We start from the raw sequence: 18279 nt of genomic DNA on the forward strand, positions 1-18279 counted from the left end.
CCAACAATCAGCAAGCCGGTAATCGTCTTAATAACGATAATAGTCGTATACAGATCACTGGTGCAGATTGGAAGCTTAACCAGTTTAGTAATAATAAAGGTCAAATTGTCAGTCAGCAAAATATTAATATTGACAGTCAGCAAGGTATCGATAATACCGCAGGTACACTAGCCAGTCAAAAAGACATCACGCTAATGACCCAAGGTAATGTCAATAATTCAAAAGGCGTCATACAAGCTCAGGGTATTGCCGTACAAGGTAATCAACTAGATAATACTGAAGGTAAAGTATATGCTGAGGACGCTGTTGATTTAATCCTTAATAGTAAAACTAATAATACTCAAGGAGCGATAAGTGCCAAGCAAGAGGTCAAAATCGCTACTGGATCGCTTATCTCGCAAGATAGTGGTCTTATCCGTAGCGGCAAAGCATTAGGTATTACGGTTAAGAATCAATTAGAGAATTTAGATAACTCGCTCATTGCAGCTGGAACTCATGTAGATATTAAAGCAAATAATATCTCTCAAGATGCGACTTCGAAAACGATTGCTGGATTAGATCAGCAAGGCGCGTTATCTACCGATGAGTATGATTTAACCATCAGCACTGAAAGCACTCAAGACAACCAAGGTCAAAATATTGCGACAGGCAATTTAGCCATGGTTGGTAGTGGATTAAAGTTAAATAGCGCCACCTTACAAGCGAATGACATTCAATTAACGGCAAAAGACAATAGCGTTAATCTGCAAGACAGTAAGGTATACGCCGATGGCAACTTTGATCTAAAAGCGGCGCAAGACGCTAGGCTTAACAGTGGCGAGATATCAGCTAAGCAGATAGATATACTGGCGTCGAACATAGATAATACCGCGGGTAATCTGTATGCCGATTCCATTATTAATTTGAATCAAACAAAGCCTAATGGCACACTTTTAAATGCTTCAGGAAAAATAGCAAGTAAAGATGCCCTAAACATCACCTTTGATACCGTTAATAACACTGGTAAAGATGCCTTATTACTCTCTGATAAAACGATAAATATTAAAGCGTTGCAAGTGAACAATAACAATCAGCTCGTGGATAAAAATTTCACTGGTGGTATACAGGCACAAGACATTACTGTTGCTGCTCAGAAGCTAGATAACAGCGAAGGCTATATCAATAGTGATAATAGCAATCTACTTATTTCTAAAGATCTGAAAAATACCAAAGGTTATATCTATGGCGGCTCAAGCTTAGGTATCGGCACCCCTGAACAAACCCTAAAGCTTGATAACAGTGCGGGTGAATTAAGAAGTAAGCAAGATATTGCGATAGTCGCTGATAGCGTTGCCAACACCAAAGGATTGATTGCGAGCCAAGGCAATGCTGCAATTACGGCTAAGCAAGGTTACTTGCATCAAGCAGGCGACAATTTACTGGTCAACAAGCAGCTATCAATTCAAACGTTAGGCAATATCGATAATCAGTCTGATCTTAAAGCGGGTGAGAAGATAATCCTACAAGCTAATAATGTCACTAATGATATTGGCGCTCAAATCGTTAGCAATGATGTCGATATTCAAGCCACAAAAACTTTGCATAATAAAGGGTTGATCAATGCCAATGATTTGCGTCTGCAAGCAAACTACTTAGATAACGATAGTGCCAAGATTTATGGTACCACTGTGTTAATCAAAGCCAATACCATCAACAACCAAGGTCATCGTTCTAGTGATAAAGGCGCTATCATCGCCTCACGTGGTGATATGACTTTAATCGCTGATACGGTTAATAATCAAAGTGGCAATTTTACCTATAGCAAAGCGCAAGATAATGCATGGACATTAAGTAATGGCAACTTAACCATTGGCGGGGCTACCGATGACAAAGGCGTTGTCACTGCCAATGCAAAGGCTGTCAATAATATCAGCGGTCACATCGAAGCCTTTAACGATATGTCGATAACGGTTGATAAACTATTAAATAAAAATGCGTCTTTTAAGACAGAGATACAAGATGTTGAAGGTAGTGATACTCAAAAGATATTTATCATACCTGGAGGCACCGCTAACAAAATCCCTTTAGATAAATTAAGATGGGTAAATTGGAGCCGCGCTGGTCTTTATAAGTATGCAAGCGACACCGACAACGAGATTGAAAACGGTCAGCTAGGCCAAGCACCAATACCTGATGCCACTAGTTGTAGCGATGGGGCAAACAGTGTCTGTACCTTGAATTATGATAATAACTCTGAGGTTTGGGCCTACTTTAATCTGACGCCACCGACCCTCGAGGCGCCACAAACCCCTACTATAACTGAGCCTACTAAACCTGTAGGACAAGAAAGCTGTAGCGATCCCGCAAGTGCTGCTTGTAGTGCCTACAATACTGCTTATGAGCAGTACCAGCAGCAGCAAAAAGAATATGACCAAGCTTGGCAAGATTATAACGCTAAGGCTGACGCCTGGGAGGAGCAAGATAGTGAGAAGTATGAAGCACTAGACAATGCCATTCGTGCTTATAACGCCGGCTACGGTCGCATTGAGATCAAAAAATGGACACAAATCATAGTCAATGAGCGGCAAAGACAAAGTGTGGTGACTGACTCCTCTCCTGCGCAAATCATCGCAGGCGGTGATATGACGCTAGATATAGATAACGTCGTCAATGACAAAAGCCAAATATTAGCAGGCGGCCTTATCGACTTTGATGAAACCTCACAAAGTCTTGAGCAAATCGATGGCGATGGTAAGCATTTGGTTGTGCAAAATGGGACCAGTCAATATACCAAGTCGCGCTGGAGAGGTGGCTTTAAGCGTTATCATCAAAGGGACTGGAATGATAAGCAAGCTTATACCGATACTCAAGAGACCACTATTAAATTACCCGTTTCCCAGTGGCAGCAGAACGCTAATCTCTCTTTGCAAGGGCAACAGGCACCAAACGTTGATAACCAAATCAAAGATGGTGGTCCTGCTTTATCTAATTTGCAAAAAGGCGACGGTTCTACCAATAATACCGCTATTAACGTCGCCACTTCACCATCTGGCGATGAAATAAGAAGTGTCAGTGGCGCCACTAACCTGCCCAATAATAGCTTATATAATATCAATCCAGACAGCCAAAACGACTATTTGATTGAAAGTGATCCTGCCTTTACTGGCTATCGCAATTGGCTCACCTCAGATTATATGCTCGATAGACTCAAGCTTGATCCTAATATCACCCAAAAACGCTTAGGTGATGGCTATTACGAGCAGCAGTATATTCGTGATCAAATCATGATGCTGACGGGTCGCTACTATCTACAAGATTACAGCACTCAAGATGCACAGTTTAAAGGGCTGATGGATGCGGGCGTTACCACCGCGCAGACGTTAAATCTACGTCCAGGTATTGCTCTTACGGCAAGCCAAGTGGCTAATCTAACCAGCGATATCATCTGGATGGAGCAGCAACAGGTCACTCTCGCGGATGGCAGCACGCAAAGCGTACTGGTGCCAAAAGTCTATGTTCGAGCCAATCAAGGCGCGATCAGAGGAGACGGTAGCTTTATTGCCGCCGAAAGAGTCAACCTAAGCCTAACGGGTAATCTAGATAACCAAGGACTGATCTCTGCTCAAAAAACGCTCAATATCAATGCTGATAATATCAATAATACCAATGGGGGTCGCCTACGTGCGGCTGATGCTAGATTAACTGCTGAGAATAAAATAACCAACGTGGGCGGTAGCATCGTTGCTGACAATACTTTAGGTCTAAAAGCCAAGAGTGTTGAGAATACGAGCACTACCTTTACTACCAATAACCAGCTTGGCGCTAGTAGCGCCACACGCGCAGGCATTGATCAAGTAGCCTCAATCGGTGTTGGTGACGGCCTGCGAGGTCAAGTGGATGCTAATGGTAAAGCGCTCACTACTTTGGCGATCAACGCGACTAATGATGTCACTTTCAACGCTGGGATTTTAAATAATCAAGGCGGCAACACCCAAATCGTCTCTAAAGAAGGCAATGTGGCCTTTAACGCTATCAATACGGGCAATGAAATCCGTGCCATTGGCGATGCTAATAACTACTACATAGACGGTCAAAGCCAAGATATCGGCAGCCGCGTCTCAAGCTATGGTGATCTTGATATCGCCGCTAAAAATGTTTCAGGAACCGCAGCGACACTGACCAGCGATAGTGGTAATACCTCTATCTACGCTGAAAAAGATATCACCTTTAAAGAGGGCCGTGCTACCTCCGAGTTCTCAACCGCTAATAAAATGACCAGCAGTGGCTTCTTAAGTAAAAAGACCACCCAAGATCGCTTTGACTCACAAAGCGATAATGCCATTACTAGCAACATTGAGGGCAATCAAGTCGCTATTCAAGCAGGTAATGATATCAGTCTCACCGGCACCAATGCCATCAGTGATAAAGGCACGCAATTAACTGCTGGTAGCAATATCGACATCCTAGCCGCGCAAAACACCTCAAGTGAAAGCACCTTTAGTCAAACTAAAAAGTCAGGATTATTTGGGGCCGATGGTGGCATAGGCTTTACCATCGGTAAGCAACAAACTGATGAGACTAATGCTCAAACCGCACTGACCAATACCGCCAGCAACGTCGCTGCCATCGACGGCAACGTCATCATCTCGGCTGGTGGCAAATACCAGCAAACTGGCAGCAATCTGATTGCTGGAATGGGGAATGACAGTAGCTTAGACATCAATGACGCCAACCGTGGCAATACTGTGGTACGTGCCAAAGAGATTAATATCGATAATGCCCTAAATGTCTACATCAATCAAAGTGAAACGAGATTTAAGCAAAGCGGTCTGACCGTCTCTGTTTCTAACAGTTTGATTGACAGTGCCAAAGCTATTGATAGTCTCGTTGACGCTGCGGGCAATACCGAAAGTGTGCGTATGAAAGGTATGGCAAGCGTCGCAGGCGCTCTTAAGACCAGATCACTAGCTAGAGAGGCTGCTAGTGCTGCAAAAGGTCTAGCTGGTGGTATCAATGCAGATAGCCTAAAAGGTTTAGGCAACACCCGCATTCAAGCCACTATCGGCTCGCAAAAGAGCCAATCTAACTCTAGTAGCTACACTGAGGTCAACCAAGGCTCAAATATTAATACTAACAACCTAGCGCTTATCGCAACTGGCGCAGGTACTGATAGTAATATCAATATTAATGGCAGTAACATTAATGTCACCAATAATGCCTTATTCCAAGCGGACAATGATTTCAACGTCAGTGGCGTGGCACAAAACAGTACTACCCGTAGCACCAACAAAAGCTCAAGTGCGGCTATTGGGGGTTATGCTTCAACAGGCAGCGGTGTCGGCATTACTGCCAGTGCTAGCAAAGGCAAAGGCTATGCCAACAGTGATTCAGTGACTTATGCCAATAGCAACATCAACGTTGCTAATACCACTACCCTAGATATTGGCAATGACCTCAACCTCAAAGGCGGCGTCATTAACACTAATAAAGCGCAAGGCGTGATCGGTGGTGATGTTAACATTGAATCGCTACAGGACACGGCAGCCTATGACAGCAAGCAAAAGAATATCGGCTTTACCGCTGATGTTGCTTTAGAAGGTGCAGGATCTAGTCTATCCCTAAACGGTGGCAAGACGGATATTAACGCGGACTATAAAGCGGTTGGTGAACAGTCTGGAATATTCACAGGGGACGGTGGCTTTGATCTGACCACTGAGGGTAAAACTACTTTAATTGGTGGCGCGATTACTACCACTGATGCGGCATTAGCGGCAGGACGTAATAATTATATAAGCAAAGGCGGTATTACTACCCAAGATATAGAGAACACGACCAATTATGAGGGCGATGCCATCTCTGTTGGCGTCAGTCTGGGCAACACTGCAGGCAAGCCACAAGCCACCATGAATGGGCTTGGCTATGGCACCGATGGCGATAGTGATAGTAGTATTACGAAAGCAGGAATTACTGGTATTGCGGGTAACAGTGGTATCACGACTGACAACCGCTCTGAGTATGCGGGTGCGCTTGAAAATGTATTTGATGAAACGCGAGTCAATGAGGAGCTGGGGGCGCAGGTTGAGATTACCCAAGCCTTAGATCAGGAACGGCGAAAAATTAAGACTGAGATTAATGCTAAAGAACAAAAATTACGTAAAAAGGCAGAAGAACAAGGACAGCTAGGTAACACAACTGCTCGCGATAAACTTATCGAACAAGCGGACAAAGTACAAAACCAAGGTCTGCTGTTTGATGCGATATCTGGTGCTATTTACGGTCCGAACAGCAATGGCGTTACAGGTTATGTGGCGAAAGCTGCAAGTCCATTTATCGCTAGTCAAATTGGAACCTATTTCAAAGCAAATGAAGTTATCAATAGTATAAATGGTGGTGACCGATCAGAACAAGGTAGTGCGGCTCATATCTTAGCCCAAGGTGTATTAGGAGCCGCGATCAGCTATGCGACAGGTAACGATGCTTTAACTGGAGGAGTCTCTGCTGGGACAGGAGAAGCGACCGCGCCTTTATTATCTAAATATCTGTATGGCGTTGACAAGCCAAGCGAGCTTACGGCTGAGCAGAAAGATACTATTAGCGCACTCACTAGTGCTTTGGGTGCTGGTATCGGTGCTAGTACTGGTAATGCTTCCAATGCCGCTAATGCCGCTGAAACGAATAAGGTTGCGGTTGAGGATAACTATTTATCGCAAAAGCAGATAGATGGTTTCTCAGAACTATTGAAAAGAAATCGTGCTAAGAAGGGAGGAACAGATGATTATCGGTATTTGCAACAAACTATTATACCGCTCATGGGTAAAAGAATTTATGAAAATACTATTGCGCTCGATAACTGTCTAAACAGTGGTAATCCAGATAGCTGTTTGCCAAAGTTCCAAAAAGTATTTGGGCAAGTTAATTATAATGAGCTAATCAAAGAAGTTGGAAAAGGTCAAAATCCAGCAGCATATCAGCAAGTGCTTAACTATGCTTCACGTCATAATGAACTTTCAAATTGTGCTAATGGAAGCGTAAATGCTTGTGCAGAGTTAGCACAATTTAAAAGAAACTTCGAAACAGGAGTTTTTATTGGTGTTGGTGTGGGAAGCGCTGTTAGAAGTGGAGGTATACAGGCTGCAGGGTTTACTAAAAAAGGCCAGGCTAACCTTAATAACTCAAACAGGAATCAGCAAGCATATACTTTTGAAGAACGTAAAAAAGAAATTCCTACAAATCTTACTCGACATACTGAAGTGGATGGAGTAAAAGTTAGAATATATTCTGGTCATTCATATAATAGAGCACATGCGACAGGCGATGTACGAGATACAGGTCTATCTATGGACACTATTGATAATGCAATCGTTAGAGATGTTACTAACAACGTTAATATTTCTAAATTACCTGTTTTCCCTAATAAAACAGGTCAAAAAGCTCAAGAAGTAACCATTGATGTCCAAGGTCACTCTATAACTTATCGAGCGGCTAAGCTACCCAGTGGAGAAGTGACTATAAATACCTACTATTTAACACCAAAATAGGAATAAAAATGAATATTAATGATATTACTGAAGAGATTATAAGTATGTCCAAAGCAGATTCAGATTCAGATATCAATGCTTGGAATGCTGTTTTTAATAGTTTTGACCAAGCATTGGATGAATGTTCTGACGTTGATATACTGGTTAAATGTTTACTACAAGATGATGAATGGCTTATTCCTTTCGATTCAAGAATCAAGCTTATGGAAAAAGCAAAATCTTTAGGTGGAGATTCATTTGAATTTCTAGCGGACTATTACTCATTTAAAACAGCGTTTTTAGATCCAGGCGATGAATATGATGAAGCCGCGAAACGTTTAGATGATTTGTTTTCAAATAGGTAAAATAAACACATATTTTCAAAAATGAAATTATAAAGTGATAGACTTAAATAAAAGCTACGATATAAAATTTATCGTAGCTTTTTTTGTACCTCAACTCAAAAGGCTATGACAGCAAACAGAAGAACCTCGGCTTCACTGCTGACATTGACCTAAAAGGCGCAGGCTCAAGTCTATCCGTCAATGGTGGCAGAACCAATCTCAATGCAGACTACAAAGCAGTCGGCGAGCAATCAGGGCTCTTTACAGGAGACGGCGGCTTTGATCTAGAAGTTGGCGGTAAGACTACCTTGATAGGCGGGGCGATTACTACCACCGAGGAAGCCTTAAAAGCAGGACGTAACAACTATGTCAGCAAAGGCGGTATCGTCACCCAAGACATTGAGAACACCACAAGCTATGACGGCGATACTATCTCTATCGGTCTAAGTGCTGGTAAAACAACTGGTAAACCACAAGCCACCATGAATGGACTTAGCTACGGCACGGATAGTGACAGTGATAGCAGCACTACCCGTGCAGGTATTACGGGCATTGCGGGTAACAGTGGTATTACTACTGACAACCAAGCTGAGTACGCGGGTAAGCTTGACAATGTGTTTGATGCAGAGCGAGTGAATGAGGAGCTGGGGGCGCAGACGCAGATTACTAAAGAGTTTGGTAAAGAAGCGCCTAAAGCAGTGGCTGAATTCTCCCAAAATCGTATTAATACTATTAAAGCAGACCCTAGTTTGAGTGTTAATGAAAAGTTAGCTGCGATTGCTAAATGGGATGAAGGCGGCATCTACCGAGTAGCGGCTCACACGGCGCTTGGTGTATTAGGCACAGGCAGTGTTGAGGGGGCGTTAACCACAGGTGACGTTGCTGCCGCTGCGCCAACGCTTAACGATATACAAGCCAAACTAGCTAAAGCACTTTTAGCTATGCTGAAGAAACCGTACAACTAAACTTGGGAGATTTTTATCACACCGCTTAACAGTAAATCAAACCATGTCTAGTTCAGTAATCGGTCGCCCTTCGTTAACAATAGAGCAGTAAAATACAGCTTTCGGAGGAGTACGGATGTAGGTTTACACCTTTTCTAGAAAAATATATCTAAGTTTAGGGCGTGTTGAACATTCATAATTTGAGCCAAATATAAGCACAAGCGAGCGCCACCGTATTCTCATAACTCTGCTTGAGCTTATCAAATCTAGTGGCAACCGCCCTATACTGCTTTAGCTTAGCAAAGGCATTTTCTACTAAGTGGCGTACTTTATACAAGTCCCAGTCCATATGATCATTAGAGGACTTCGTGTTTGATCTTCTAGGGATGTTATCATGCGTCCCTGCTTGTTCAATATGGGCTCGTAGTGCATCAGAATCATAGCCTTTATCGGCACATAAAACCTCTGTATCGCTTAAATCTATCTTGTCTATTAAATCAGGTGCGACCTTAACATCATGGGTGGTACCATCTGATAAAATAAAGGTCAGTGGATTGCCATGAGCATCAACGGCTAAGTGAATCTTGGTCGCGCGTCCTGCCACACTTTTACTAATGGCTTGGGTGTTCTCATTACCACCACTACTGTGCTGATGCGCTTTGATATGAGTACCATCAATAAATACCCATTCACAGTCAGCGTCTTTGATTAATAAAGCAAACAGCGCAATCAGCTTATTACTCTTAAACCAGCGCTGGTAAGCTTTGTATATTGTATTAGGCTTGCCAAAGTAAGCTGGCAGATCCCGCCAAGGACAGCCAACACGCATACGATAAAGCACGCCTTCAACTGTATTTCTAAGATTTTCTTTGTCATAGATCTTAAGTTCTAGTAAGATAGGTTTCAGTCTTGTCCAGTGTTCATCTTTGAGCATAGTGCGAGGCATAGCGAACGATATCTTTTTTGTGTCAGAACTTAAAGATTAACCGTTCGCTATTTTTTTTGCCATCAATTTCTATCCAATGTTCAACACGCCCTAACCGTTCGCTATTTTTTTTGCCATCAATTTCTATCCAATGTTCAACACGCCCTAATGTATAAAATATATACCTGTTTTTTCATGTCAAAGTATAATTATTATACATTTTTATTGACCAAGATTATTATATCTGACTTGATAAATAACTTTAAATTATGCTAAACGTCATTAGGGTTATTTCTCTGTATGCCTTTTCATACAAGGATTTATAGATTAAGATACTCTAATATACTTTAACGAAATCTGGTGGGTCTAGCCTGTCACGCCGGGGGTCGCGGGTTCGAGTCCCGTCCGCTGCGCCATATTTAAAACTTAGTTTTAATACAAAAGTTTCAACCTCAAGTATTACTTTACTTGAGGTTTTTTGTGTCTAGATTTCCTCTTAAGCCCTTTATTTTTATGAAATTGCCATTTTATATTTTGTCACTTTTCTTGAAAAAGCTATTAAATATTTATATACATCAGTGTATATTCCAGCTCTTCGATCAGCGCTTGCATCCAATCGACTTGATTAACCGTTGCTTGAGAGCACACGCCCCATATCCCAACGACAAACATTAGCATACTTAGCCCATAAACCATCAAATTAACTTTGGTTCTTTATACACATTACCCATAAAGGCCAGCATAATGACGGCCATACCGGCACCTATGTAGAGCGCCATATAAGCTCGGATTTCACTAAAGTAAACATGACTTTATTCATAAGTATTGAAATACATCATGATGTACATCACAACCGTAGGCGTCGCGATCTGTGAATTGTAAATTTGACATAAGGGTTCATAGCCTATTTATGATTCATGTTGCTTTGATCTGAAGCATTTATAGTATATCTCCTATTATATTAATAATATTAGAACCAGAATTTAACCCCCGCAGTCAAACTACTGCTATCAACCGATTCATTATGTTGACGACGCTGACCACGCGCACTGCCAAGCGCTGTCTCATAGCTCACACCGACATAGGGCGTCAGTTGACGACTGAATGTCTCATAAGTCAGCCTCACTTCAGCCTCCATCTCGTTAAAGCCTTTGGTGATATGGTTGTCGCTATCCTCTTTGCTAAATACCGTTAATTCTACTTCTGGTATCACAACCCAATGCTGATTCAAACGCCACTCGTATTCTGCGCCAATGTCCAATCGGACTTGTCCATCAGAGTACAGATAAGCCATTGCATCGGTTTCAATAAAATAAGGTGCTGTTCCCTCAATACCCGCCATAATGGCAGGCTTATCATTCTCGGTATCGTAGGCTACCCCTGCCAAACCATTCCAGAAGATACTTAGTGGCTTCCAATAAGACAACGAGGTCAGGCTATCAATTTCTTTATCACCCTTGGTCTGAATACTGCCTTCGCTGCGTAAAGCTAGGCGACGCTCATCTACGCCATACCAAGCACCCAATTCATAATTAATCTGATCGTCATCAAACTGATAACCTAAATCATCTACAGAAACACCCCACAATGGCATATCACCCATCATCATAGGCTTACCATAACGTCCATAGGGAACGCCGTTTGAGTAGTCAGGACTGCGAGCATCAGCTGGTGCTTGGCCTCCCTGCATACCTGACATGTCCATAGTGCTGTGATCCATACCTGACATATCCATACTGCTGTGATCCATATCCGACATGTCGCCTGACATATCCATGCTACTATGATCCATATTCGACATGTCGCCCGACATATCCATGCCGCTATGATCCATATCCGACATATCCATACTACTATGATCCATGCCAGACATATCCATGCTGCTATGATCCATGATGGGCATCTCAGCAGCATTTGCTAAAGGTAACGTTAATAACATCAAAGATGACATGCCCATAAACGGTAGACTTACTTTATAAATTTTCATAATAAGGCTCATATTTGAAGGTTTATTAAACGACGGCCACTTCTCTAAACATACCGGCTTCCATGTGATAGAGCAGATGACAATGCCATGCCCATCGACCAGCTTCTCCTGTGACATCGAAGCTGATCTTTTGTGCTGGCTGCACCATAATAGTATGCTTGCGCACCTGAAACTCACCGTTAGGCATGCGCAAATCGCTCCACATCCCATGTAGATGCATCGGATGATTCATCATTGTGTCATTAACCAAGGTAATACGTACTCGCTCACTCGGCTTAATATTCACTGGTGTCGCGTCACTAAATTTGACCCCATCAAACGCCCAGATATAGCGCTCCATATTACCGGTTAAATGTAGTTCTATCTCTCGGGTAGGTTTGCGCTGCTCCGCAAATATGGCTTCATCGACAGAGCGTAGCTGACTATAATTCAATACCTCTCTATTAATATTGCGTAAGTTGATACCGGGATCATCAAGGTTCATACGTGGACTGTCCACACGCATGTCAGATTTGAAGTCATACTCAGTTTTGGCATGCTTAGCTTTATAACCATCAGCACCCATAGCGCCCATCATATCTGCCATTGTGAGCCATTCAACTTTGTCCATGGCAGGCGTTGGGGCACGAGCGCCTTCTTTAGTTGCAAGCGTCGCAGCGACATAGCCTGAACGGTCTATATTTTGGGCAAATATGGTATGGGCATCTTTGGTCGGGGTAACGATGACATCATAAGTCTCAGCCACACCAATACGAAAATCATCAATCGCAACTGGTGCGACATCGATACCATCGGTTGCCACTACAGTCATTTTGAGACCGGGTATGCGCACATCAAAAATGGTTTGGGCTGAGGCATTGATAAAGCGTAATTTAACGCGCTGTCCTGCTTTAACGATTTGTGCCCAATTAGCTGCCGTGGTTTTTCCATTGATAAGATAGGTAAAAGTGTTTTCACCCGACAAGTCAGTAAAATCGGTTGGCATCATGCGCATCTGATTCCACATTTTGCGTTTATCAAACGCAGTTTTCATATCCGTTTCGGCAATATCAGACAACAGCTTCTTGAAGTCTGGCAGATGATAGTTGTCAAAATCTGCGCGTTGTTTGAGCAGCTTCAGTAGATTATGCGGGTTGCGACTGGTCCAATCACTGAGCACGATCACGTGGTCTTCTTCGATAGGATGACGCTCGCGACCTTTGGGTTCAATCACCATGGCACCCAGCATGCCAGTTTGTTCTTGGAACCCACTGTGTGAGTGATACCAGTAGGTGCCTGATTGTTTTAATTCGAATTTGTACGTAAAAGTGCTGTGCGCAGGAATGCCGTCAAAGCTAATGCCCGGCACTCCATCCATCTCAAACGGCACCAACAATCCATGCCAATGAATAGAGGTTGATTCATCCATTTGATTATGAACACGTATCACCACCGTATCGCCTTCACGCATCTTTAGCGTTGGAGCTGGCAGTGAATTATTGATGAGCGTCGCCATGCTCTTTTTACCGTTCACAATAGCAGATTGTTTACTGACGTATAAATCAAACTCTTTACCGGTCAATATAGGCACTTTATGAGTGTTTTGGTCACTATTGATAGTAGCACTCTGACTGCCCGAGCGACTTGAGTGTCCCAATGCACTACTGGCCATGGTCGGTATCAAGGAAGCACCAAGGACAGCGGAGGATCCGGTTAAAAAACGCCTGCGGTTCAGTATGTTCTTATTCATAATGATGACCTAATTTAATTTGCGAGATGGTGGTTAAGCTTGTGGCTGTAATATTTTTTATATTTAACGAATAATTTAATCACAGTTGCTGCTGAGGAGAATCAATAGCAGCATAAACTTCTGTGGTGCCGTCTTTGTTAAGTTGCATTACTTTATAAGGCATGAATTTATCTTGATATTCCATACCGGGGCTGCCAACTGGCATACTAGGTACGGCAAGTCCAATGGCTTGTGCAGGAGGATTTTCTAAGAACTGAGCCATGTATTTAGCAGGGACATGACCTTCAAAAACAAAGCCGTCGGTAGTAACGGTGGTATGACAAGAACGCATCTGCTGCGGTAGGCTATAGCGTTCTTTGAATAAAGACAGGTCTTCAACATCGTGTGCGGTTGCGCTTAATCCATTATCTTCTGCATAGCTTACCCATTCTTTGCAGCAGCCACAGTTGGCATCTTTATAGACGGCCGCTGAGACGTTTTTGAGTAATGATGACGGGTCGATTGCAGGGGCATCTGCTGGAGCCGAACTTTCGTTTTGTACTCGTGCATTCTGGGTAGCAGACTGTTCAACCTTTACTGGTTGAGAATCAGAGACACTGGTAGTAGATTGGTTACAAGCGGCTAGTGTAAAGGGTAGTGCTGATACCGCAATCAATAAAAGGACACGACCGGATAACCCGTGATGTCCATTAGAAAACCCGTGTATGTAATGTCTCATCAAATCACCTTTAAGTGTCTATTATTATGCTCGATACTCTAAAAACTGGACCTTATATTTATAGTCTTAACTAAAAACGTTAAATGCAGCACCGTTCAGTACTGCATTATTAATAACAATAGCGTTTAGTGAAGATGCTTCTATATATAGACAGGGTTAATGCTGCATTCCAGATCCCTCATCTGACATATTCATATTGCCATCAAATGACATGTCTATCATATCGCCATCTATCCGAGTGGTTAGCATCGTGTACTGAGCTTCATCTAATTCAGGTAGCGATCTGATAAAAGCGACCATTGCCCACATTCTATCGTCATCATGGGAGGCGCCCCATGCAGGCATTCCCGATGCCATAATGCCATGTTTGATGACCCAAAAGCTTTGCTTTGCACCGTCCTCAGTTTGATAACGTTTGACGATATCAGCCTTGGTAAAGTTGGGCGGCTTTGGATATAAGCTTTCGCTAAAATCAGTTTGAGCCACTCCCGGAGACAAGTGACAGCCTGCACACATATCTTTGTAGTCCGAGCCACCAGAGCTGATCATGTCAACCTTCTCTAAGTCTGGTACTACAATATTTTTACTGGCAGTTTGTATAGAACGATTGCGCGCAGTTTCTAAAAAGCTATACATCATTGGGCTATGCTCTTGGTCTGCACCCACGTTGACAATACCACTGCTAACAACCGCAAACATCCCAACGATTGCCACAAATAAAGTAAAGAGCACACCCAACAAGAACTTCATGTATTTTCCTAAAAACTTATTTCCGTTAATTTCTCTCTACTATTAGAGAAGAGCTGTGAGTTAACAGAGCTGAAATTTTTAAGATTTACTGTCAGTAGTCACACAATGTTTTTGGTACATTTGCTTCATTTTGCTCATATTGGCCATCATGGCTTTCATAGCAGGGTCATTCATGTCCATCTTGCTATGATCCATTTTTTGCATCATTTGCATGTGCTTTTGCATCTTTTCACAGTTCATTTGATCTTTTTCAGCATGCATTTTAGGGTCATGCGCTAGAGCTGAGGTTGATACAACAAGAGCGATGGCAGTAATGGCGATTGATTTAGTCAGTGCTTTAAATTGCGACATAATGAATTCCTATTGATTGGATTAAGAGCTATTGAGGGTAGAGGAGTTAGACCATCATCAATGATACAGTACTCATTCTGACTGGCACATGACATTAAGATTACAATATTGTCATCTTCACATATTGGGATTTCAATATCCCAAGTAATCTTTTAGTATTACTTCTCGCTATTATAATTTTTCACAAAATATTTTGCAGATTGCAAGTGTTGATCCTGATGCTGAACCTGACACGCGACTCTCGCATCGATATAACCTTTCATTTGCGCGCTAGAAATTTGTGCATCGTTATGATCTGCGTTCTTTGCAAAACTAGTAAGCGCATCACAATTACTAAGAATAGAAGCATCTAAGTTCGTGGTTTGAGCATTGGCCGCTGACATACCAACTAACATTGATACTGAAAGTAAAGCTGCTTTTTTTGATGTACTATTTTTTTTCATTTAAAACCCTTTGAAGATCATTAATTGATAAATCATTTAAGTAAGATAATCGCCTAACTCATAGAAGCCTCCTATATCTGAAACAAGCTTCTATGTGGCGTTGATTTAGAATACTAAATAGTGGCTGACAGCTAGATGACACGGACATGACATTTTTGTTATAAACAAAACAATACTGTCATCTGCTTGTCATTAGAACCAAATGTCATTATCTGCTTTTATCCATAGAGCGCCGTTAGAACAAGGACTTTTGATAAATATATAGATGATAATCTAACAACGTTAGTGATACGCTGTTGACAACTATAATGATATGAAGGTAGGCGACGATGAAAGTACTGTTAGTAGAAGATGAGCAAAAACTTGGAGAATATATTAAGAAAGGCTTAACTGAAGCCGGCTTCATCGTGGATCATTATATGACTGGTCTAGATGGCTATCATGCGCTAATGACTGAAGAATTTAGTGTGGTGCTGATGGATGTGATGTTACCTGATGTCAGTGGCTTTGAGCTGGTACAGCGCTACCGTGCTGCTGGAAAGCATACGCCTGTTTTATTTTTAACGGCTAAAGATGATTTAAGTGATCGGATCAAAGGCATTGAAATTGGTGGCGATGATTATCTGACCAAGCCTTTTGCTTTTGCTGAGCTGATTGTTAGAATAAAAAGCCTGTTACGCCGTGCCAACCAGTCAGATTACAAAAGCACAGTCATCCATACCGCTGATCTAAAAATGGATATTGCCAAACGCACTGTATATAGAGGCGACACCCTTATCAAACTGACTGCCAAAGAGTTTGCTTTATTACAGCTGTTCCTAGAACGTCAAGGTGAAGTACTGCCACGTACTGTGATTGCCTCGCAAGTATGGGATATAAATTTTGACAGCGATACCAATGTCATTGACGTAGCTATCAGACGTCTACGAATCAAAATCGACGATGGTTTTGATACCAAGCTGATTCATACGGTACGTGGTATGGGCTACAGGTTAGAGCCGCTGGATGTCGGCGTGGGCGACGATGGTATTAACAAAGATGATCTAAAATAAAATGAGATATAAACTTAAGAATCGACGTTGGCCGCTCTTATGGCGCACTGTTTTTTTACTGACCATATTTGTTGTCATCTCTCAAGTCATTATTTATATATGGGTTCAGCGCTCTGTTAACGAGCACTTTGAGCAAATGGACTCAGAGATTATTACCCATGCCGCGTTTAATCTGCGCAAACGTATGGTTGCCTTGGGCGAAGAAGTAGAGCCATTAACAGCTTCAAAGTCCCGATCACTCATTGATGACAATCACCTACATTCTTCTTGGCTAGATTACGATTTAAAAACGCTAATATCAGACAAAAATGGCAAATTATTGTCCAGCGATCCCAGTAATTTCATTCATGATTTACCGATCGACTTTAGCTTGTTACAACTACGGCAGGACTATCGCGATCAGCAGTTTATGATTAAGATTAATAGTAGACATTATCGAGCGATGGTCATTGCAAACCATGAGGCTTTGGCGCTGATTGCGCTGCCTATCGATGTTCATCATCAGTATCTCATACATTTTAATCGCCAGCTGAGCTTGATACTGATCGCGATCACACTAGTACTGGTGTCAATTGCCGCATTAAGTGTCTATTGGGGATTTGCGCCACTTGCTACTATCGTCCAAAAGATGAAGGGTATTAATCCTGAACAGCTACATGAAAGAGTGGTAGTCGGTAATATGCCCTTAGAGCTACGACCATTGGCTGAGTCTTATAACTTAATGATGGAGAAGCTGGAAAATAACTTTGAATCGTTATCACGCTTTTCAGATAATATTGCCCATGAGCTACGTACTCCGCTGGCGACGCTTGGCACTCAAACCCAAGTGATGTTAAGTAAGCCTAGAGTAAGCCATGAATATGTTGAGCAACTGCATCATCAGCATGACACCCTTGAGCAGTTATCTACGTTGATTAATAATATGCTGCTACTGGCAAAGACACAAAAAGGGCTGTCTGATTCACAGCTCAATCGGGTTGATACTGAGTCAATGTTCATTAAGCTTATTGATTACTATGAGCTAATCGCAGAAGATCGAAATATCTCTTTTGAAAAGACGGGCAACTTCCATGCTGTGCTAGGAGATGAAGGTTTATTACAAAGACTGTTCGCCAATCTCATGTCAAATGCTATTTATTATGCTGCTAGTGACAGTGTGATCATTATTGAAGCCTCTAGTATTGAGATTCCGACTGTGCCTCATACTGTCACGAATGATAAGCAAGACATGAGGTCATCTATATTGAATCCTGCATCTTTTAAGGTAGTAATCACCAATCGATTGGATCAACCATTGTCTCAAGTAGAGGCTGATAAGCTGTTTGAGCGCTTTTACCGTCATGATAAAACGAATACGATGCATTCGGGAACAGGCTTAGGCTTATCTATCGTGCAAGCTATCGCCAATGCCCATAATGGCAAAGTCAGTATTACTATAAAAGATGAGTCTTACTTTCAAGTCAAGGTTGAGTTGATGATTGCTAGATAAATAAGTATCAAATAAGAAAATTCGAGCTTCTCGTCCCATGTAGCCAAATAA

The 18279-nt window shown here is 42.2% G+C and carries 12 protein-coding genes; 5 read left to right on the plus strand and 7 right to left on the minus strand.

The window, feature by feature from the left end; translation table 11 throughout:
* Positions 1 to 194 precede the first annotated feature (194 nt).
* The 3 genes from AC0J5Y_RS03675 (at position 195) to AC0J5Y_RS03685 (ending at position 8805) form a co-directional block, all read left to right on the plus strand.
* On the plus strand, positions 195 to 7517 hold the full coding sequence (locus AC0J5Y_RS03675) for a hemagglutinin repeat-containing protein (protein WP_475131569.1): 7323 nt from the start codon (positions 195 to 197) through the stop codon (positions 7515 to 7517).
* 8 nt (positions 7518 to 7525) lie between these two features.
* Positions 7526 to 7861, plus strand: coding sequence for a hypothetical protein (locus tag AC0J5Y_RS03680; RefSeq protein ID WP_475131570.1), 336 nt, complete (start codon positions 7526 to 7528; stop codon positions 7859 to 7861).
* 83 nt (positions 7862 to 7944) lie between these two features.
* Entirely contained in the window at positions 7945 to 8805 is an 861-nt protein-coding gene (locus AC0J5Y_RS03685) for a hypothetical protein (protein ID WP_475131571.1), read from the plus strand.
* A 172-nt stretch (positions 8806 to 8977) separates the two neighbouring features.
* Here AC0J5Y_RS03685 and AC0J5Y_RS03690 read toward each other — a convergent pair whose 3' ends face one another.
* The 7 genes from AC0J5Y_RS03690 to AC0J5Y_RS03720 all read right to left on the minus strand — a co-directional run bounded on the left by AC0J5Y_RS03690 (position 8978) and on the right by AC0J5Y_RS03720 (position 15687).
* Positions 8978 to 9730, minus strand: coding sequence for an IS5 family transposase (locus AC0J5Y_RS03690; RefSeq protein ID WP_475130150.1), 753 nt, complete (start codon positions 9728 to 9730; stop codon positions 8978 to 8980).
* Positions 9731 to 10679: 949 nt separating this feature from the next.
* On the minus strand, positions 10680 to 11696 hold the full coding sequence (locus tag AC0J5Y_RS03695) for a copper resistance protein B (protein WP_475131573.1): 1017 nt from the start codon (positions 11694 to 11696) through the stop codon (positions 10680 to 10682).
* 25 nt (positions 11697 to 11721) lie between these two features.
* Positions 11722 to 13425: a copper resistance system multicopper oxidase gene (locus tag AC0J5Y_RS03700; RefSeq protein ID WP_475131574.1), complete on the minus strand. Its 1704-nt coding sequence runs from the start codon at positions 13423 to 13425 to the stop codon at positions 11722 to 11724.
* Positions 13426 to 13504: 79 nt separating this feature from the next.
* The gene (locus AC0J5Y_RS03705) at positions 13505 to 14143 is read right to left on the minus strand and encodes a DUF411 domain-containing protein (protein WP_475131575.1); all 639 of its coding nucleotides are present in this window, start codon (positions 14141 to 14143) and stop codon (positions 13505 to 13507) included.
* 156 nt (positions 14144 to 14299) lie between these two features.
* Positions 14300 to 14893 carry a c-type cytochrome gene (locus AC0J5Y_RS03710; protein WP_475131576.1) on the minus strand — a complete coding sequence of 198 codons (594 nt, stop codon included), beginning with the start codon at positions 14891 to 14893 and terminating at the stop codon, positions 14300 to 14302.
* A gap of 78 nt (positions 14894 to 14971) precedes the next feature.
* The gene (locus AC0J5Y_RS03715) at positions 14972 to 15244 is read right to left on the minus strand and encodes a hypothetical protein (protein WP_475131577.1); all 273 of its coding nucleotides are present in this window, start codon (positions 15242 to 15244) and stop codon (positions 14972 to 14974) included.
* A gap of 158 nt (positions 15245 to 15402) precedes the next feature.
* Positions 15403 to 15687 carry a hypothetical protein gene (locus tag AC0J5Y_RS03720; RefSeq protein WP_475131578.1) on the minus strand — a complete coding sequence of 95 codons (285 nt, stop codon included), beginning with the start codon at positions 15685 to 15687 and terminating at the stop codon, positions 15403 to 15405.
* Between the two features lie 329 nt (positions 15688 to 16016).
* Here AC0J5Y_RS03720 and AC0J5Y_RS03725 point away from each other — a divergent pair, with 329 nt between their 5' ends.
* On the plus strand, positions 16017 to 16739 hold the full coding sequence (locus AC0J5Y_RS03725) for a heavy metal response regulator transcription factor (protein WP_475131579.1): 723 nt from the start codon (positions 16017 to 16019) through the stop codon (positions 16737 to 16739).
* A gap of 1 nt (position 16740) precedes the next feature.
* Positions 16741 to 18228, plus strand: coding sequence for an ATP-binding protein (locus AC0J5Y_RS03730; RefSeq protein WP_475131580.1), 1488 nt, complete (start codon positions 16741 to 16743; stop codon positions 18226 to 18228).
* Positions 18229 to 18279 lie beyond the last annotated feature (51 nt).

It is taken from the genome of Psychrobacter sp. TS_SC_6 (assembly GCF_056156305.1).